This is a genomic window from Rhizobium sp. R693 (genome assembly GCF_002211315.1).
In the GTDB taxonomy this organism is placed as follows: Bacteria; Pseudomonadota; Alphaproteobacteria; order Rhizobiales; family Rhizobiaceae; genus Rhizobium.
This window is the reverse complement of record NZ_LOKY01000004.1, coordinates 195,718-214,731: the sequence shown is the minus strand read 5'-3', so window position 1 is coordinate 214,731 and position 19,014 is coordinate 195,718. Positions and strand designations below refer to the sequence as shown.

Below are 19,014 nucleotides of genomic sequence, written 5' to 3'. Positions count from 1 at the left end.
GCGACGTGATGCGGTGCTGCGCAGCCGAAATGGCTCCGCACCGCAACCCGCCGCTACCGCCCCAAACACAGCAACCCAAAACCGCTGGAGCGAACTCAAAATTGGATAAAACTTGGGGGCAAGGTCAACGCCTCAAGCTTGGCCAGTTCCATAAATTAGGTTATGTGATATGTTATACCATTACATGATATCAATGCGCAGCCGGTGCCCTTGTCTTCAGTGTCTACATGGCGGCAGACCGAGTTGTGGAGTTTTGAATGGAGAAGTTACGGATACGAGATGAATTCCAAAATCTCATCCTTGAAATACAGAATGCCTCAAGTGTCGATGATGCACTGCGCATTCTGCAAGCGGCATACGGGATCGACTTTTCCACCTACCATCTGGCTCTGACAATAGCAGACGTGGTCGACACCCCGTATGTCCGCACGACCTATCGTGATGCCTGGGTTGCTCGCTATCTGTTGCGGGGGTACGTGAAAGTCGATCCGATCGTCCGCGAGGGTCTCATTCGGCAAATGGCGTTCGATTGGCGCGAGGTCGAGTTTCCACAAGCGGCCAATGAGTTTCTGCTCGACGCTCAGGAACACGGTGTTGGAGCCAATGGATATTCCATTCCCATTGTCGACAAGAAGCGCCGTGCCCTCTTCTCGCTAAACTCAAGAAAGCCCGCAAGCGAGTGGAGCACCCTCGTCCAGGCGTATAGCCACGAGTGGCTCGAGCTCGCATTTTTGATTCATAGAAAAGCAGTGTTCGAACTTCACGGCGAGGACGATCCAATTCCCCAGCTCGGCCCGCGCGAAAAAGAGTGCCTCAACTGGTCAGCGCTTGGAAAAACGAACGACGAAATCGCCGAGATCCTCGGTCTCTCAATGCATACGACGCAACGGTATCTGATGTCGGCACGCCACAAGCTCGGCGCTGCCTCAACGACATCGGCAACCGCTCTTGCAATTCAGCTGCGTCTGATCAACCCGTATAGCAATACCCAGGATTCGGGGAGCTAATCCCCGGATATTTCGCGCGCGCGGAACCTGTTGCACGCTGCCCTCGATCAATATGCGGAGGCAAGCATGTATCTCCTTATTCAAGCTCACGAATATCAGAAATATGGCAAACTGCTCGATCAGTCGTTCCGGCTGAGGAAGCGAGTGTTCGCAGACCGGCTCGGCTGGGAGGTGTGCGTGTACGATCATCGCGAGCGAGATCGCTATGACGACCTTCACCCTGCTTATCTGCTGTGGTGCGACGAAGATCGAAGTCAACTTTATGGCTCGGTTCGGCTCATGCCGACGACCGGTCCAACGCTCCTCTATGACGTTTTCCGGGAAACATTTCCTGACGCGTGCGACCTGATCGCGCCAGGACTCTGGGAAGGCACGCGGATGTGCATCGATGAGGATGCGATCGATCGAGATTTCCCCGACATGCGGCCGGATAGGGCATTTTGCTTGCTGCTTCTCGCCTTATGCGAAGCGGCGCTCGCCAATGGCATCAACACAATGATCTCGAATTACGAGCCGCACATGCGGCGCGTTTATCAAAAAGCCGGGGCCGAACTCGATGAACTCGGGCGTTCCGATGGTTATGGCCGTTACCCGGTCTGCTGCGGCGCCTTCGAGGTTTCGCCCCGCGTTCTACGTGCTATGCGCGACAAACTTCAGGTGGGCAGCCCGCTTTATCATCGACGAGCATTTCCATCGCGCGTCGCCGCTGCTCCGGCATTGCAATTTGCCTGACTAGGATAGCCTGGAAATTCTCATGTCCAAAAACATTTCCGAAGCGATTGTCTGGGTCGCTGATGCGGCCCGGGTCGCTGAAATACTATGCGGCTCGCTGCGCGAGTGCGCCCTGTCGATCGATACCAATCGCTCCGACCACGTTCTGAACTTTGGTGACGGCAAGGCGATCGTCGGGCCAAAGGCTTGCGGCCTTTACCTCCGCGTGGAGGCGAAGGATCTCGCAACATTCCTCGGGATCCGATCACTGCTGCAAGTGGCCCTGTCCCGCGCCTCGAACGACCAGTCCGGGCACGTCGAATGGCATCCAGCCGTCCACGAGCTCACAGACGTCATCAGTCGGCGAACGGGCCGCATCGGCGGATGCTGACGTCCGTGCCCGTTCATCCGGGACCACGGGCGGGATCAACGTTTTATCCCGAGCTGGTGTGCGCTCACAACCTGGCGCGTCTGTCGAAGAGACTGGCCCTGCAGCACGCCGGCGCGATCCTGGACGCGCTTGAGGGAAGCAGCCTGCTCGGGCGTTATCCCAAGGGAAGATCCTAGCTTGGCGAAATTCTCCTCTTTGAGGGCAGTTCTATCCGCCGCGGAAAGACGTCTGGTCATCGCGACCGTGAGCTTCTCGAATTCACGCCGGAGGCTTGGATCTGCATTCAAGCGGCGGATCTGGTCCTGGTCACTCCCCGACATTAGGGCTGTAAGTTCTTTTGATGGCATGGGAACTTCCACCCTGTGCCGCGTCTGCTCCTCGCGGTGGCGAAGGTCTATCTGATGCCGCTCGAAATCCACTGCCATCCCATAATCGGCCAACGCCGCCGCGAGCCGCGGAGCGTGGGCCTCGGCTGTCTGGCGGGCCGGGCTTGGTCCCTTTAGCCATGCCCGCCCCTCGCCGGCCATTTCGCCGAGGCGACCCTCGCGCACATCATCGCCGGCGGCCGCGCCGCTCTGCGCACCAGAGATCCGCGCGACTGGGGCCGAGACGGCCTGACTGTTGCCGAACACCAGCCGGGACAGGTTGTCGATCTCGGCCCGCTTATCGGCAAGCCGCGAAGACACACGCAGCCGATCCGCGATCTCGCTCTCCGACAAATCGGGCAGGTTTCGCGCCGGAACGAGGACGTCGGATCGAACCGCACTCCGTTCCCGCGCGCGGCCCGCTCCAAGACTACGCTCGTTGTCGGCAATACCACGGACAAGCTCGCCGGCTTCGCGTAGTGCCTCGGCATCGAGGCGGTGATGCCGCGCCGTCTCGGTCAGGATAGACTCCATCATGGTTTTGGCTCGTGCCCGGTTTTCCAGATCGGCTGTTCGTAGCCGAAGCTCGTCCCGCAGCGCGCGGATCGGATCGCCCTTTTCATCCACGATCATGGTGGCTATCGCCGCACGCTCCACGATTGCCATATTGCGCTCAAGTCGACCGCGCGCCTGAGAAACTGCCGTCGCATATCCCGGCTCGATGATATCAGACATGGCTGCGTCCGCCGACATGCCGGAAGCGACGGCGTTAGCGGCGCGGGCAAGCGTTCTACGCATCCCGGCGGCCTCAAGCCAGGAGTCGACAACGTTGGCGAGCCGCGAAAGACGATCGGTTCGACCAAAGATGTCGCGATCGATGGCGGTCTGGTTCAGCGCGACATCAAAAATTTCCGTCAGCCGACGTCGGAATCCATTCGGCATTTCGACCGCAAGATCCGCTGGCAATCGATGCGCCGCCGGGAACTCGCGGGTGCCATGCTTATCCTGGACCATTGCGCGCGTCGGTACGATCTTCGCGTTATCAGGCAAGAGCCCGAGGTCCCGGGCGGCTTCAACCAGTTTCAGCGCCATGTAGCTCTGTGATAGTCGACCGACCGCATGAGCTTCGATATTGCCAATCGGCCGACGCTCCGCGTCGCGTAGCGCGTTGTCATACAGCTCGACGAACAGGCCGAGCGCGTCGGCGCGGTTCTGAAAGATGGATCGACCTCGCTTTTGCCCCTTCTCACCGTCAGCATCGCGGCGCTGAGCGAGCAGGTGCTGCACGTCCTCGACGGCGCGCGCCCTGACGGCGGCGATGCGATCGTCCGGCGCCCGCCGTTCCTCCATACGCGCGAGAACATGGTTCCAGTCGTCGGAAAACCGCTGCAGCTCCCCCGTCGTCATCGGCCGCGATTGCTCGCGTTCGAGGGCCAGCCTTGCATGGGGTGGCTGCGACCATGCACTGCCACGTTGCTCGTTGTCGTAAAGGATTGTCCCACCTCGCGTCCTGAGCTGAACGCGATCGACCAGGTTCTCACTCTCAAGCTTATCGAGACTGACGCGCAGCCCGGCGACTGCGGCGTCGTGAACATGCTCCGGTGGGATTCGCGCCGCATCGGCTGCGCGCAGCATCTCCTCGAAGCGATAATGGTTCCCCTGCCAACTGAGCCGGGGATTGACGGCGACGGCCCGGGCTTCGACGTCATAGCCGCCCGCGCGAGCAACGCCAACGACCCGGGCGACATTCTCCGGCGTCCGCATCGTCGTTTCGAAGACGATGTTGACGTTGCGCCCCGTGGCCGCGGCCAGGAGCTTTTCCGTCCAGCGGCCGGCGTCGGCTTGGGTGAACTGCGACGCCGTTTCCGGATCCTGTCTTTGGAACGCCAGGAAGTTGGGATGATAGGAGCGCAGATCGTCGCCAACGATGCGGATCGTCGCCCCGGATCGATCGAGCTCCGCGTGGCTCGCAATCAGCAACGCGGTTTTTCCGGCGCCCGGCTGGCCGCCGAGCAGGATAAGGCGGGGCCGCCCTGCCCGGCCGATATCATCCGGCAGATAGTCAGGCAGAATGTCTTTGCGGAAAATACTCTCGTTTCTCTCCAGCGAGAGCCGGCCGGATTCCTGACCATCCGCCATGATCAGAACTCCGCCCAGAACCGGGATTCGTCCTTGACGCGCGGCCCCCAGAGCGCGATCAGGTTTTCGACGGTTTGGGGATCGGCAACAGCAACGCTGTTCTGAACGGCGATAAGGTCGCGACGCCGAAGCCGCAACGCTTCCGCCGCCTCGGGATTCGTGCCTTCGAGCTCATAGACGCGGGCCGTGACGATAGCGCGCGCCTGGTTGAGGATCTCGATGGCGATCTCGGTGCGGATGATCGCGTCGTACGAGATTTCCTGCTCAGTCATTTTGGTCTCCTTGTCGTTTGTTCAAAGTCGTTACTTGAATGTTCAGCGGACCACGCCCCGGGCGCGGTCGAGAACCCGCCGCTGCCGCTCCGCTACGATTTCCTGACTTGCCTGCAAGCGGACAGTCTGTTGCAGGACTTTCAATTGCTCATGCATGGCCTCGAACGCACGGCGTTGCGCCGGCGCCAAGCGATTGATGACGTCCTTCTCACCCCGCAGGATGGCATTGCGACCGAAGCGCTCGTCGAGCGCCCTGCTGACCGCGGTGAACTCCCGGCGAATGACGGGATCGAGCGAGCCAGCGGCGACCTCGAGTTTGGCATCCTTTTTCTTCATCGCCGCGGAAAGTTCACGCAACGCCTTTTCGGCAGAAACCGATAGGCCCGGAATGGCGACGCTCATGCGCCGGCGTTCCTCGGCGATCGCCTGTGTCTCAGCCTCCAGAGCTGTAGCATAGGAGGCACCAAGCGACCGGACGCGGCTCTCGGCTTCCGGAACGGCTTGAAGTGCGTCCTTTCGCTCGCGACCGACCGCCAGCAATTTGTCCATGATGCGATCGGAGCCGCGCAAGGCGCCATAGGCTGCGGGATCGTTGGCGACGGCCGCTGCGATCCGATCGCCCGCAAAGCCTTTCACGATCAGCGCCTCGATCTTGGCAACAGCGCCGGCGGGATCGCGCCAGACACGGGCCGCCGTTTCGACAAGAGCCGCCCGATTGTGACCGTAGTGAGCAACGGCCCTCGCCCGTTCCCGTGCCTCGTCCTCGACAGGCGTTTTGAACTCCGTCACGGCGGCGAGCATCGGCAACACGGGCATGATCTCCTTTCCCGGCTCGACGCTGGCGCCGGCCACGATCTTTGAGCGATCCTTCCTCTCGGCGAGATGCTGTTCCTCGGCAAAGCGGCGCACGACGGCAAACAGGCGCGCCAGTTTCTCGCGACGGTCGGGAGCAAGATCCTCCGGCATGCGCTCGACCATGTTTCGCTCTGCTGTGGTATCTGCCTTGTCGGTGAAGGCGGACCAGCCGAAGCGCGCCGTCAGTGCTTCGTTGACGGCCTTGACCTCCTGAACCAGCGAGCGATCCTCGACCGCATACGCGAAGGCTGTCTTGTAAGCGTCCTGCGCGCCGCGCTCCCGCACGGCTTCGATCTCAACGAGGCGCGCCATTGCCTGTTTCGAGAGCGCGGGAACCGACAGGGACATGGGAGCGCGGCGCTGTTCTTCACGAATGCCAAAGCGTTCGGCCTGGCGGCGGAACTCTGTTGCATGGGCACGCGCCAGCGGCAGAAGTTCGAAGAGCGCCGACATCGCCGCATCGCGCTCGGTGCGGGCCGCGCGGCCCTCGACCAGAAGCTCCGATCCACGCAAGCGACCGAGACGCTGCGGCTTTGTCGCAAGATCATCGGCGAGCTTTCGCGGCTCGATCCGGGCATCGGAGGCAAGCACATTCAGCCTGGCGAGCGCGCCATCGGGATCGCGATAGATCTTTTGCAGAACCGGATGAAGGATCGCATCCCGCACCTTCCAGCGCTCTGAGGCCAGCTGCGCGCGCCGGGCCTCCTCGTCGACGCTTCGGAAAAACATTGTCGTCGGCGCAATCAGATATTTTCGGTTCGCCGGGACTTGTGCCGAAAGGGTCTCGGCGCGCTCTTCATTGTAGGAAACGCGCCTTTCGCGTTCGATCGAAAAGCCGAGCGCCACGCTGGCCCGCTCCCAAAGCTTTGCCACCTGCTCGCGCTTCTCTGCAAGCCACGCCATTCGCCGCGCGGTTCCCTCCTCCATTCCGGCCGCGACCGCGGCAGCCAAGTCGATGCCACGGCGCCGCGCGAGATCCTGCACATGCGCCCGGTAGCCTTCCTCGATTTCGAAATCGAGCGTCGTGGTCTTGGCGCCGGAGCGACCCAGACGCTCGACCAGCTGCTTGAACAAGTCCGGCCGATGGCTCTCGCGCTCGGTCCGCGCGTGACGGACATCGGCCGTTTCCTTGAGTTCGGCAGTCCAGACATTCCGGTCGACCGTCCGTTCCTCGAAACTCTTATTCCCCGTGGTCTCGTCGATGACAGGAACGGTGACCGTGACCCGTTCGACCCCGTCCTTGCGCAGTGCCACCGTATCACCCTGCGAGACGCCGCCCTCTTCCAGCGCCTTCGGCAGGCTCACGCCCCAGAGGCGATGGACCGTTCCGTCATCGGTCTTTATGTCAGAATAGGGGCTTTCGTCGGCGTCCTCGTCCTGGGGCCGGAACTTTGCCGTGCCGGTCTCGACCAACTCGCCGATGACACCGGCTGCATGATCGACACGGGATTTTCCACCCCATTCCGGTTTCGGCTGAAAATCCTCACGCGCCGCATAGAGATCGGCCCGATCCCGATGACGGGTCATCGACACATAGGTCAGGTGCTGGTCCATCATGCCGGTGGCGAGCACGAAGGTGCGGTCGACGGTGGCGCCTTGCGACTTGTGGATGGTGGCGGCATAGCCGTGATCGATGTTGCGATAGCTGTCTTCGCTGATGGCGACGTCGCGGCCATTGTCGAGACGGACCGACAGCAAAGGGTCGCCGCGTTTGTCGCCGGTGGAAACGACCGTGCCGAGCATGCCGTTCTTCACATATTGTGGTCCAAGCTTTCGCGCCCGCGGTTCAAGGAAGCGGGCGTTTTCGAGGAAGATGATGCGATCGCCGGCGGCGAATTCGCGCACGCCGCGCTCCGTCTTGAAGTCCCGTGCGGCCGTCAGTGCGCCGTCATCTATCATCACCTTTCGCAGCGCCTCGTTGAGCCGCTTCACGTCGTCATTGGTGTGGGCGAGAACGAGAAGTTCGTCACCGCGCAAACGTGCCGGCTGTCCACTGTCGGCAGTGTTCCGGATGAGGTCCCGGCGTGCATAGGTCCAGTCGGCGACAATGCGATCGACGACGTCCGCCCGGCTCTCCGCGGCAAAAATCCGTCCCTCACGTGCGTAGACATCCAGCGCCTCTTCGACCTTGCCACGAGCGAAGAGACGAGAGGCTTCGCGTGCCCATTCATCGCGCTGTCGACGCACACCGGCCAATTCGGCAGAACCAATCCGTTCGGATATCGCCCGGAAGGCAGCACCGGCCTGGATCGGTTGAAGCTGCATCGCGTCGCCGACCAGAACCACCTTCGCGCTCGCATCCTCTGCTGTCTTAAGGATGCGCGCCATCTGCTGCGACGAGACCATTCCGGCCTCATCGACAACGAAGACATCACCGCGATCGAGAAGGTCACTTCCATTCGCCCAGGCAAGCTCCCAGGAGGCGAGTGTACGTGACTTGATGCCGGAACTATCCTCCAGACCTTCGGCCGCCTTGCCGGCAAGCGCTGCACCAAAGACCCGGTGGTTTTCGCTTTCCCAGGCGACGCGAGCAGCAGCGAGCAGCGTCGACTTGCCGGCGCCGGCAAGACCGACAACGGCTGCGATGCCATTGTCGCCAGTAACATGACGGACAGCCTCCACCTGTTCACGATCGAGCGTGAACGACTTTTCCGGGTCAGCCGTTTCGACAGAACGAACCGCAGCCGCAATCCGGCCCTCGCCGATGCCAAAACCTTTGCGCTGCGACAGGATTTCCGCCGACTGCGCCATGTCGTATTCGAGCCGCAGGATATCGCGGGTGGTGAAGACCGCAGGCTCGCTAACCTTGCCAGTCTGCCGGTCGACCTGTTGTGGCTTCAGGAGCACGAGATCATCGGACGCCATCAACCGCGCGCGAATGTTTGCGAAATCGCTGGGATCGTCGACATAGCGATGTAGCGCCTTGGCAATGTCTTTCTCATCGAAGGTCGATCGCTCGTTAGCGATTTGCTTCAGGAGGAGCGCCGGGTCGGCCAGCAGCCGGTCGGCCATCTCCTGCCGGCGGGCGAGTTCGGCCGGTGCGAAATACATCTCGACGCCCTTGCGGGCGAGCGCTGCTTTCTCTGGTCCGAGATGCTTTTGAGCAATACCGTCGAGTCCTTGCTCGGCATAGGATCGCCCGTCGAGACGGATGTCATGCCCGGCAAGCGCCAGATGCCGATTGGCCGTATCCGCCCAAGCGATCTTCCAGTCCTTCATGGTTTCCTTGTCGCCGGCCCAAAGCTTGTAGACGATTTTACCGTTCGGCCGGTCGGGCGTGACGACGCGGAGCGCCTCACCGTCGGCGCCGAGAACAGGCACCTTCTTCTGCCCGAACCCCTCCTCCGTCAGCGGCCGCAGCGTCGTCATCAGATGGATGTGCGGGTTGCCGTCCTTATCGTGATATACCCAGTCGGCGATCATCCCCTTCGAGGTCAGATTGTCCCGCACGAATTCCCGGACCAGCGCGATGTTCTCCGCCCGCGTCAGCTCCTCCGGCAGCGCGATGATCAGTTCGCGGGCAAGCTGCGCGTCCGCCCGCGTCTCGAAGGCATCCACAGCATTCCATAGCGCTTCGCTCGCCCCGGCCACCGTCTTCCCCTCTATAGCCGCGGGAAGCCACACGGGAACCTTGTCCGGCCACGCCAGCTCTTCATGCTTCAGTTCGCCGGCGCCGCCACGATAGCTGAAGGAGGTTCCGGCCTGTTCGTCCATCATCCGGGCACGATGACGATAGGCGGCGGCAGAGACGATGCTGCGTCCCGCTCCCCTGCTGATCACCTGCGCTCTGACGAACATGATCGCCACTGTCGTCTCCAGACCTCCCAAGCACGTCGCGACAGCGACGTATATTGCGCCCTCAAATCGATCGGACCGAAGGGCCGATGCCGCTTTTCCGGAAGACGGCCCAAGCCGGAATTCCGGCATCGACGTTTGGGGGACTTGTGCATGGTGACATATTTGACTACCATTTTCTAGTAAGTTAAATGCTGATCGGCAATTTTTCTCGAACGCAAGAGGATACGAGTGATGGCGACCAAATCGGCAATTCTGGATATCGATGCTCAAATCGAGAAGCTGCGTGAACGTAAGAAAACTTTAATAGTCAAATCCGCTGATCGCTTCGCGCGCGCCGCGACGAAGTCGGGGCTGGCGGAAATGGAGATCAGCGACGAGGAGGTCGATCGCATCTTCGAAGAGATCGCCGCGCGATTTCGGAAGGGTGAGAAAAAAGGGCCTGCTCGCGCATCTTCTCCGCCGGTTGGACAGCCAGTTGGTGAGGCTGGAGCGGCGACGGAGGTTTCTCATGACAGCTGACCGGAAAAAGGATGCGCGCGAAAAATTCCTGCTTGGCGGAATTGTCGTGCGAGCTGGACTGTCGAAGGTGGACCGCGCCTTCTTGCTCGGCGGTCTGCTGGAGCTTGCGAGGATTGCACCGAGCTCACTGGAGCATCGGCGGCTCCGGGAGATCGGAGAAGAGGCATTCAAAGTCCGGATGCTGGATGGCGGCACGCCGCTCATGGTCGAGGCCGCAGAATGACAAGCAGGGCAAAACCCCACCTGAGCCTGTTGCTCATACTCGTGCCGATCACAGTCACCGCTTTTGCCGCCTATGTCGTCGGCTGGCGTTGGCCGGAACTTGCAGCGGGCATGAGCGGAAAAACGCAATACTGGTTTCTTCGGGCCTCTCCCGTGCCGGTTTTTTTGTTCGGACCACTGGCAGGGCTTCTGACCGTCTGGGCTTTGCCGTTGCATCGGCGAAAGCCGATCGCTATGGCAACCCTCATCTGCTTTTTATCCGTCGCCGGCTTTTATGGGCTTCGAGAGTTCGGTCGGCTGTCACCGTCCGTCGAAAGCGGAGCGGTGACATGGAACCAGGCGCTGTCGTTTATCGATATGGTCGCGGTTGTCGGCTCGGTCGTCGGCTTCATGGCGACGGCGGCATCCGCACGCATCTCGACAGTCGTCTCCGGACCGGTGAAGCGCGCCAAGCGCGGCACCTTCGGAGATGCGGATTGGCTCTCCATGTCCTCGGCGGGCCGGCTCTTTCCCGACGACGGCGAGATTGTCGTTGGCGAGCGGTACCGTGTCGACAGGGAAATCGTTCAAGAGCTGCCCTTCGATCCAAACGATCAGGCGACCTGGGGACAGGGTGGCAAGGCGCCGCTGCTCACCTACAAGCAAGACTTCGATTCCACCCATATGCTGTTTTTCGCGGGGTCCGGCGGATACAAAACCACCAGCAACGTGATCCCGACAGCACTTCGATATTCCGGTCCCCTGATTTGTCTGGATCCGTCTACGGAGGTCGCGCCGATGGTCGTCGAGCATCGGCGGGAGAGACTTGGGCGCCAAGTAATGGTGCTCGACCCGACAAACCCGATCATGGGCTTTAACGTGCTTGATGGTATCGAGACCTCGAAGCAAAAGGAACAGGACATTGTCGGCATCGCCCACATGCTGTTGTCGGAAAGCGTGCGCTTTGAATCGTCGACCGGGTCCTACTTTCAATCGCAGGCGCACAATCTTCTGACCGGCCTTCTGGCGCATGTGATGCTCTCGCCGGAATATGCAGGACGGCGACACCTGCGCAGTCTTCGCCAGATCGTCTCCGAGCCAGAGACCTCCGTGCTCGCGATGCTCCGCGACGTCCAGCAGAATTCAGCATCGAAGTTCATCAGCGAAACGCTGGGTGTGTTCGTCAACATGACCGAGCAGACGTTCTCCGGCGTCTACTCGACCGCGTCGAAGGATACGCAATGGCTGTCGCTCGACAATTACGCAGCCCTTGTTTGCGGCAATACGTTCAAGCCCAGCGATCTCATCGGCGGCAAGAAAGATGTGTTTCTTAATATCCCCGCTTCGATCCTGCGTTCCTATCCCGGGATCGGGCGTGTCATCGTTGGCTCGCTGATCAACGCGATGATCGAGGCTGACGGAGCGTTTCAGCGCCGGGCGTTGTTCATGTTGGATGAGGTGGACCTGCTCGGCTACATGCGCGTTCTCGAAGAGGCGCGCGACCGTGGCCGAAAGTATGGCGTCAGCATGATGCTTCTTTACCAGTCCGTCGGTCAGCTCGAACGGCATTTTGGAAAAGACGGCGCGGTCTCATGGATCGATGGTTGCGCGTTCGCGAGCTACGCCGCGATCAAAGCGTTGGAGACAGCGCGCAATGTCTCGGCCCAATGCGGGGAGATGACCGTCGAGGTGAAGGGTAGTTCGCGCAATATCGGCTGGGACACGAAGAACAGCGCATCGCGTAAATCCGAGAGCCTCAATTTCCAGCGCCGGCCGCTCATCATGCCGCATGAGATCACGCAGTCGATGAGGAAGGACGAACAAATCATCATCGTTCAGGGACATAGCCCAATCCGCTGCGGACGGGCCGTCTATTTCAGACGAAAGGACATGGACACGCAGGCCAAACCTAACAGGTTCGCCAAGCTGAGGCCGTAACTGCCCAAGCGTTTTCGTGCGCGTCGTATTCGGCCTCTCGCGGCCATTTCGTTGCCTTCATGGCTGCCAGCGCCGCGTCGATTGCCAGCGAAAGCGCGCCGAACTCTTCGCTCACTGATCAGGCGCTGCCACCGCGGCGGAACCGTGCGAACGTATCTTGCAGGCCGGGTGGCGTGATCCAGTCGAGAAAGATCGTGTATCCGATCGAGAAGCCGGCGAAGCCAAAGGTCATCAGAATGAAGGCCCAGAACGGCAGACCGCTCGCTGCCTCGGGCTTGACGAAAGCTGCAATCGAGAGCGGAACCATGACGATTGCCGCCAGCATCGCCATCCCGGCGAACGGGCGAAACATGCTGAGGATGTAGAAGGCGAGACACCATGCGGTGTAGAGCGTCGCCTTCGTCAGCCCGCGGACGATCAGGAAGAGAAGTCGCGCGACGCCAGGATACACTCGGCGGATGCTTCGGAGCTCCGTCGCCGCCGACTCTGTTTCGGCGGCCATCGGCTTTGTCGACATTGCTCGCTCCATCGATAGCGGAATTCCGATCGGAGGGATTCTAGACCGAAGCCGCGGCTAAGGGCAAGGGCAAGGACGAGGTTGATGGAGTGGTGCCGGAGGATACGGCGACCATGACCATGGTGCCTAGTCGTAAATTCTTGAGGGAGCGCGACCGGCGCAGTCGTTGCAACGCGCGAGGGAGCTATCGCTGAGGCGTGGCGGCGGGCCAATGCGGTTTGCCCGCGAGAGTGATCGTCACCAAAGGCCGAGACGGCAACGCCGGCTCGGGGAGCGACGGAACGGCGCGAGTAGAGCACGATCGGCCAGCGGCCGGCTCGCCCGAACACTGTCCGCGCCAACCGCCGCAACATCAGGAAGCAGAGATCACGAAAATGAATCGATGCAGGCGCTTCGATTCAAAACTGTCGTTGGACCGGGCGTCCGCGATCGGCGATTCTCGGGCCATGCTCGCTCAGCCTTACCAGCTCTATATCGAACGCACTGACCCAGCCAGGAACATGGCCCGTTATTATGCGCTCTCGATCGAAACGACCTTGTTCGGCACCTTCTGCCTGACCCGGCGATGGGGCCGCATCGGTTCCAGCGGGCAGTCGATCGCGCATCACTTCGACGGGGAAAAGGAGGCCGTGGCAATGTTTCTCGATCTCCTATGCCGGAAGCGGGCCCGCGGCTACGGTCTGAAGTCGATCAGGCATCAACGCATTGGTTAACGAACGCTATGGTTGGCCCTGCCCCTGCGGGCCGGATACGAGGAAAGGCAGAGTCGTCCATTTATATGCGCAACGGAATTGGAGCCCGGCTTGCCGGTCGATCCGGCGAGCCCGGCTTGGCGGTGCGGCAGGCGCCTCCCTCAGAAGGGAGGTTTCTCGCCCCGCAGATCCTGCGTCAGTTCCTCGATCCAGATATTGAGTTCGGCAACCGCTACTTCCAGCTCCGCCTCTATTTGGCGGCGCTCTTCGTGGTCCCAGCAGTTTCTGAGTTCGGCGCGCAATTCTTCGATGTGATGTTCCAGCGTCATCTTCGTCTCCTTGAGTTTTGTGAAAGATGACGTCCGGGGGCGTGGGGATCGGGCCGGGTCAAGGATCGCGGCAGGCGACCGCCGGAGGCGGCGAGCGGAGGAACCGATTTTCTGACGGCGCCCTTCAGGGTGTCGGCTGAAAATTGGAGGGGCCGCGATGTCCTTGAGGCGGCGCGATCCTCACGGCAGACTTGGCGTTCTGAGCAGACAGGGTTTGGTCTCGTGTGGCACCAACAGGAATGATCGCGGGCTCAATGCCCGCGATCATTTCAGCCAATTGTTCCGGCGGGCTGGCCGCACACGCTAGAGCCGGCCCCGATCGCTCGGGGCCGATGCTCGCCGTTCAGTTCGGGTTGTTCCAGAGGATGACCTTCTTGCTCGGATCGCCGCCCGGTGCCTGGGCGAGGTTGCCGAAAATCACGCCGATCTCGGGGGCCTCTAGCTTCACCGAGAGGTATTCCTCGCCGGTCTGGCGGGCTACGCGGTTCCAGCCTGCGCCGATCTCGAAGCCGGTCTTGCGGTGGATGACGCGGTAGTCGGGGGCTTCCTCGCTAGCCTTGCTGGCGTTCGGGATGATGGCGATCGGGGCGTTGACCCGGATGGTGGCGAAGACGCCTTCGAGGATGCCGTCGGTCTTCTGCGTCAGGGTTGCGATCGTGGTGGCCATGGTTGTGTCTCCTTCGGTTGCTCGGGACCATTTCCCGATGGCGCACGAAGAGACGGCCGATCTGCTGCGGTCAGCTCGGACAAAATTTTTGCGAAATTCTATTTTCCGCCAGAGGCAAATAACCGAAATCGAATTTCGCAAAAATTTTGACCGAGTCTTACCCCTTCAGGGGTTGGCCGCAAAAGCAGGCGGTCGTCTATACGAGCGACATAAAAACGGGAATGGTTCGGGGCAACTGAAGGGTGCGTTAACCCATGGCTGCCCGGCCCAGCGCTGCGGGATGTTGGCCTCGCGCCTTATGAGCGCTTCGCCGCCGTCAGGGTCAATGTCGCGCCCTCGCCTGGTCTCGACTGTGACATGCGGACGAGCACGCCTGCTGCCAACATCACACATTGCGTGTCCGCGCGGTCGGCACGGTGACCGCACCGCAGCCCTCAGACTGTTTGCAATATCGGATGACGCGGTTCGCATGGGCATCGGCCCCGGGCTTAAGCCCATTCGCCTGGCAGCGCCCGGCCGTTTGAGCGGTCCTTATCCGCCGGGACACCGCTATAGGCAAGCGACCCGCCCACACGATGGGGCCGGCTTCAACGTCAGATGCAAACCCGCGGAATTCACAAGGCGTCAGCTTCCGAAGCATGCATGTCACGAACGGAATAGCGTCAAGCGCCACATTCCGATCCTGCGACATGATATGTGCGCCCTCCAGCGCACAGCGTGACGAGCGCCGCCGATTTCATGGAAATCGCGCGCCCTCGCCTTGATACTTGAAACGATCGGCGACAGATGTCATATTTAGAACGACAGATGACACAGGAGACAGCGATGGCGGTCGCAGCAAAAGCACCCTCTTCAATAACACCCGGCGGGGAACTGCAAAAGATCGAGGCCCTACTTGGTGGCGCTCGCGTGCTGTCGCGCCGGCTGACAACAGCGCTGGACGCGCACGAATTGCTGCTGATCGGACTGCCGGCCTCCGCAATCGATCACCTCGTTGGAAGCCTGGTCTTTATCGGTAAGACCGAGTCGCTCGAAAAGGCCGTCGGTATGAGCCTGAGGACATGGCAACGCCGAAAGGACGCGCCGTCCAAGCCGCTGAGCCAGGAGCAGAGCGGACGGGCATGGAAGTTTGCCGAAATCCTGTCGAAGGCGACGGATGTGCTGGGAACGCAGGCGGAAGCTGAGCAATGGCTGGAGCGTCCGGCTATCGGGCTTGACCAGCGCCGCCCGATCGACCTGCTCGGGACGCCTGCCGGCGTCGAGCTGGTCGAGGACTATCTGGAACGGCTCGAATACGGCGTCTATGCATGACGCCATTGCCAATTGCGCTTGGGGGTTCCGAGCTGATCGCATGGCGGCTCGACCAAGCCGCCTATGCCCCGACATGGGATAGCGGTGAAGGCGCCTATCGTGTCGGGGGTCGCTGGAACAGCAAGGGCGTGCGGGCGATCTACTGCTCCATCGATCCGTCAACGGCGATCCTTGAGGTCGCCGTACACAAGGGTTTTCGCGCGCTCGATACAGTCCCACATATCCTGACGGCTGCTGTCATCGCCGACACCTCCGCGGTGCATGTCGTCGATCCCATCACCGTTCCCAATCCGAACTGGCTGCGGCCCGGCATCCCGAGCGCCGGTCAGCAGGCATTTGGTGACGACCTGCTGCGACAGCATCGTTTTGTCGCAATCCCAAGCGCCGTGTCCACGCATAGCTGGAACCTGATCTTTGTCGCTAGCCAGGCGGCCGGCAGCTATTCGGTAAAGTTTCAGGAAGCATTCGCCCTTGATACCCGTCTGCACCCACCGGCGGCCGTCTAATTACCAGAACTTGTGGAAAGGTGGCTAAGGCGGCTGCGAGTGAAGCATGAACCGCGTGACAGCGGGTTATCCCGGTGGAAAGGCTTTGGTTCCGACAGGAAAGGAACTTCATATGACCACGACAAACGAAATCGCAGACAAGATCGCCGCCGAACACAGCCTGACCAAGGCTCAAGGCAAAGCTATCGTTGAAGCAGTATTTTCCACCATCACGGCCGCCGCAACATCCGGTGCGGAAACCTCCATCCCCGGCTTTGGCAAGTTTAAGGTGAAGGACGCACCGGAGCGCGAAGCGCGCAATCCGGCAACCGGGGCGATGATCAAGGTCGCCGCACAGAAAAAGGTCGCCTTCACTCCGGCGAAGGCACTCAAGGATGCGCTGAACAAGTAGTCTCGGGCAAAAGACAAGCGCGAGATTCTGTCTTGGAGACGATGGCGCTCACGCGCCATCTCCTTTGAGTTCCCAGACATTGATGCCGAGCCGGCGGGCCTTGTCGCGCAGGTTGTCGGTAATACCGGAACCGGGGAAGACGATGACGCCCGATGGCATGACCGAAAGCATGTCGTCGTTGCGGCGAAACGGGGCGGCCTTGGCGTGCTTGTTCCAGTCGGGCTTGAAGGCGATCTGGGTGACTTTGCGAGTCTCGGCCCAGCAAGCGGCGATGCGTTCGGCGCCTTTCGGCGAGCCGCCGTGCAGCAGGATCATGTCCGCGTGCTTCGCATGGGCCTTGTCGAGCGCAGCCCAGATCCGGTCGTGATCATTGTAGTCCATGCCGCCGCCGAAGGCGATCTTGGTCCCGGCCGGGACCAGCACCGTGTTTTCGGCATGCCGGCGGGCAGACAGGAAATCTCTACTATCGATCATCGCCGCCGTCATGTTGGCGTGGTTAACCTTGGAGCCGGTGCGCGGCCGCCATGCCGAGCCGGTCTGCGCCTCGAAGAGGTCGGCCGCGTAATCGCGCATGAATTCGAAAGAGTTGCGGCGTTCGAGAAGCGTAATGCCCTCGACGACATGGCGCTCAAGCTCGACGCTCTTCACCTCCGAGCCGTCCTGCTCTCGCTGGCCGGTCCGCTGGGCGTCCTCGTTGCGCTGAAGTTCACGCTGGATACGCTCACCGGCGCGGTGGAAGAGATTGACCGTCGACCAGAGAAGGTCTTCGAGATCGGGCTCCAGCCGCGTGTCGCCGAGCATCTCGAACATCGCGGAAAACATCGCGGTCAGCGCCGACTGGACCATTGGTTCCTCCGGTAGCGGGCGCGGGTCCGCCTCGTCCTGGAAAGGGCGGTAGCCATAGACTTGCATCTCGTAGATGACGCGGTCGGTCGGGGAGGATGTGTGATCGGGTTCGAAGGTGTCGTCGAGGGACAAGGTAAGGTTCATGATGGTCTCCGTCGGTTAGGGCCGCGCCTCTCGCGGCCTGACGGCGATCCCTGTCCAGACGGCGGGCGGGCCGGAACCGCGAGCGCAGCGAAGCGGCCCAGCGCAGCGCCGGGCGGTTGAGGGAGGGTTTCTTGGGCCGCGAGGAGCGCCGGCTGCCGCATCGGCCCGAGACCGGGAGCCGGTTTTAGGAACAGCCGATGCGGACTAAATAGCCGGCGCGGGGAAGAAACCTGACCGACCCGCTGAAGGCCAGGCAGCCGACTGGTAAGGGTCGCCTCTCGGCAGGCCCGCAGGCGCGCACCACCAGGACAGAGACCGACAGGACCGGCTCTGCCAGCCACGCCCGGCCTCGTCCGGCATCCCTTCTCGGCCGCACTATGAGGGAAGAAGGAGCCTGGCGTCTTCCGGTGCAAGTTGGCGCCGGAGATTTGCGATGAGCCGGTCCGGTCCAAGCTGGCGCAGATCCTCGTTGAAGTCGCCGAGATCGGGGGTAAGCACAAGCGGCAGGATACCGAGCGCCTGCACCCGGTGGCTCAGTCCCTCGATCCCATGCCGGCCGGCGGCATCCGCGTCGGCGGCTACGTAGAGACGCAGACACCCAGCTGGCGGCCGGAAGGCGGCAAGGTGATTGGCCGTCAGCGCCGAGACCAAAGGCATGCCGGGCATCACATGCGAGAGCGACAACATGCTTTCGAGCCCCTCGCCTGCCGCCATCACCGGCACGGGGCCATCAACGGGAAAGCGGAACCGCACGGCGTTGCCGAGCAGCCCGCCGAGCGCACGGCGGGGATCCTCGACCCGAGCTTTGCCGTCGCCGTCCGGATCGAGCCAGGTGCGATGCACGCCGGTGACCGTGCCCGCTTGGTCGGTCACCGCTGCGATCAGCGCGGGATAACTGCTGGTTCGGCCGCTGACGAGATCGCGATAGTAGCAGGACGGGTGGAAGCGGAGCAAGGAATGCAGAGATGCGCGCAGGATGCCGCGCTGACGCAGATAGCTGTCGGCCAGCGTGCCAGCGAGCGGCTGCGTCATTTGGAACAGGCGTCGCGCACGTTCCGCAGCTGGTCTTTCAACCGGTTGGCTGTCGAGCCCATCGTCCCTGCCGGAAGAGACCGGGCTGACCCGTGGTTCGTTGAGGAAACGCCGCGCCTCGTCTGCAACATCGCGAAAGTCGACCAGTCCGCAGGTCTCCCGCACGAGATCGAGCAGGTCGCCATATTGAGCAGTCGCCGCATCTGCCCACCGCCCGGCTCGCGGGCCCGTGAGATGAACGTAGAGAGACTTTCCCTTGCTGTTGGCGGTATCGCCGACGACCCAGTAATTGCCGGCCCGGCGGCCGGCAGATAGGTAGTGACGGCAGACCGCCTCGGCGTCGCGCGCCAGACGGACTGAAAGTTCAGAAGCTGACAACATGG

General features: G+C 61.7%; 19 protein-coding genes. 11 read left to right on the top strand and 8 right to left on the bottom strand.

The window, feature by feature from the left end; translation table 11 throughout:
• From ATY79_RS31130 to ATY79_RS06315, 4 genes are all read left to right on the top strand, one after another.
• The coding region (locus tag ATY79_RS31130) for a hypothetical protein (protein WP_210421397.1) at positions 1-188 on the top strand (188 nt) is incomplete at its 5' end.
• Positions 189-257: 69 nt separating this feature from the next.
• On the top strand, positions 258-1,007 hold the full coding sequence (locus ATY79_RS06325) for a LuxR family transcriptional regulator (RefSeq protein ID WP_088703348.1): 750 nt from the start codon (positions 258-260) through the stop codon (positions 1,005-1,007).
• Positions 1,008-1,073: 66 nt separating this feature from the next.
• Complete coding sequence (locus ATY79_RS06320) at positions 1,074-1,739, top strand: acyl-homoserine-lactone synthase (protein ID WP_088703347.1); 666 nt, start codon at positions 1,074-1,076, stop codon at positions 1,737-1,739.
• A gap of 22 nt (positions 1,740-1,761) precedes the next feature.
• The gene (locus ATY79_RS06315) at positions 1,762-2,109 is read left to right on the top strand and encodes a hypothetical protein (RefSeq protein WP_088703346.1); all 348 of its coding nucleotides are present in this window, start codon (positions 1,762-1,764) and stop codon (positions 2,107-2,109) included.
• 35 nt (positions 2,110-2,144) lie between these two features.
• Here the strand turns inward: ATY79_RS06315 and ATY79_RS06310 are convergent, their stop codons facing one another.
• From ATY79_RS06310 to traA, 3 genes are read right to left on the bottom strand one after another with little or no spacing between them, the layout of a single operon-like run.
• Entirely contained in the window at positions 2,145-4,613 is a 2,469-nt protein-coding gene (locus tag ATY79_RS06310) for a zeta toxin family protein (RefSeq protein ID WP_088703345.1), read from the bottom strand.
• A 2-nt stretch (positions 4,614-4,615) separates the two neighbouring features.
• A complete protein-coding gene (locus ATY79_RS06305) occupies positions 4,616-4,885 on the bottom strand; it encodes a hypothetical protein (RefSeq protein ID WP_088703344.1) in 270 nt (89 codons plus the stop codon).
• Between the two features lie 42 nt (positions 4,886-4,927).
• On the bottom strand, positions 4,928-9,547 hold the full coding sequence (gene traA, locus ATY79_RS06300) for a Ti-type conjugative transfer relaxase TraA (protein WP_088703343.1): 4,620 nt from the start codon (positions 9,545-9,547) through the stop codon (positions 4,928-4,930).
• Between the two features lie 222 nt (positions 9,548-9,769).
• On the opposite strand from traA, the gene ATY79_RS06295 reads away from it, so the two are divergent.
• From ATY79_RS06295 to traG, 3 genes are read left to right on the top strand one after another with little or no spacing between them, the layout of a single operon-like run.
• Positions 9,770-10,057, top strand: a complete 288-nt coding sequence (locus ATY79_RS06295) for a TraC family protein (protein WP_088703342.1) — start codon at positions 9,770-9,772, stop codon at positions 10,055-10,057.
• Entirely contained in the window at positions 10,047-10,280 is a 234-nt protein-coding gene (locus ATY79_RS06290; protein ID WP_088703341.1) for a conjugal transfer protein TraD, read from the top strand. Before ATY79_RS06295 ends, ATY79_RS06290 begins: the two co-directional genes overlap by 11 nt.
• Positions 10,277-12,196, top strand: a complete 1,920-nt coding sequence (gene traG, locus ATY79_RS06285; protein ID WP_088703340.1) for a Ti-type conjugative transfer system protein TraG — start codon at positions 10,277-10,279, stop codon at positions 12,194-12,196. Before ATY79_RS06290 ends, traG begins: the two co-directional genes overlap by 4 nt.
• A 118-nt stretch (positions 12,197-12,314) precedes the next feature.
• Here traG and ATY79_RS06280 read toward each other — a convergent pair whose 3' ends face one another.
• The gene (locus ATY79_RS06280) at positions 12,315-12,713 is read right to left on the bottom strand and encodes a hypothetical protein (RefSeq protein ID WP_088703339.1); all 399 of its coding nucleotides are present in this window, start codon (positions 12,711-12,713) and stop codon (positions 12,315-12,317) included.
• 374 nt (positions 12,714-13,087) lie between these two features.
• On the opposite strand from ATY79_RS06280, the gene ATY79_RS06275 reads away from it, so the two are divergent.
• Entirely contained in the window at positions 13,088-13,426 is a 339-nt protein-coding gene (locus ATY79_RS06275; RefSeq protein ID WP_088703338.1) for a WGR domain-containing protein, read from the top strand.
• A 140-nt stretch (positions 13,427-13,566) separates the two neighbouring features.
• On the opposite strand, the gene ATY79_RS30760 is transcribed toward ATY79_RS06275, so the two are convergent.
• A complete protein-coding gene (locus ATY79_RS30760; protein WP_189637970.1) occupies positions 13,567-13,734 on the bottom strand; it encodes a hypothetical protein in 168 nt (55 codons plus the stop codon).
• 343 nt (positions 13,735-14,077) lie between these two features.
• Positions 14,078-14,401 carry a DUF736 family protein gene (locus tag ATY79_RS06270; protein WP_088703337.1) on the bottom strand — a complete coding sequence of 108 codons (324 nt, stop codon included), beginning with the start codon at positions 14,399-14,401 and terminating at the stop codon, positions 14,078-14,080.
• 825 nt (positions 14,402-15,226) lie between these two features.
• On the opposite strand from ATY79_RS06270, the gene ATY79_RS06260 reads away from it, so the two are divergent.
• From ATY79_RS06260 to ATY79_RS06250, 3 genes are all read left to right on the top strand, one after another.
• Complete coding sequence (locus ATY79_RS06260; RefSeq protein ID WP_088703336.1) at positions 15,227-15,712, top strand: DUF2384 domain-containing protein; 486 nt, start codon at positions 15,227-15,229, stop codon at positions 15,710-15,712.
• Positions 15,709-16,218, top strand: coding sequence for an RES domain-containing protein (locus ATY79_RS06255; protein WP_088703335.1), 510 nt, complete (start codon positions 15,709-15,711; stop codon positions 16,216-16,218). The genes ATY79_RS06260 and ATY79_RS06255 overlap by 4 nt, the downstream gene beginning before the upstream one ends.
• A 112-nt stretch (positions 16,219-16,330) precedes the next feature.
• Positions 16,331-16,609 carry an HU family DNA-binding protein gene (locus tag ATY79_RS06250; RefSeq protein ID WP_088703365.1) on the top strand — a complete coding sequence of 93 codons (279 nt, stop codon included), beginning with the start codon at positions 16,331-16,333 and terminating at the stop codon, positions 16,607-16,609.
• Positions 16,610-16,657: 48 nt separating this feature from the next.
• On the opposite strand, the gene ATY79_RS06245 is transcribed toward ATY79_RS06250, so the two are convergent.
• Together ATY79_RS06245 and ATY79_RS06235 are read right to left on the bottom strand one after the other, a co-directional pair.
• Positions 16,658-17,599: a DUF2493 domain-containing protein gene (locus tag ATY79_RS06245; protein WP_088703334.1), complete on the bottom strand. Its 942-nt coding sequence runs from the start codon at positions 17,597-17,599 to the stop codon at positions 16,658-16,660.
• Between the two features lie 375 nt (positions 17,600-17,974).
• A complete protein-coding gene (locus tag ATY79_RS06235; protein WP_189637969.1) occupies positions 17,975-19,012 on the bottom strand; it encodes a toprim domain-containing protein in 1,038 nt (345 codons plus the stop codon).
• Positions 19,013-19,014 lie beyond the last annotated feature (2 nt).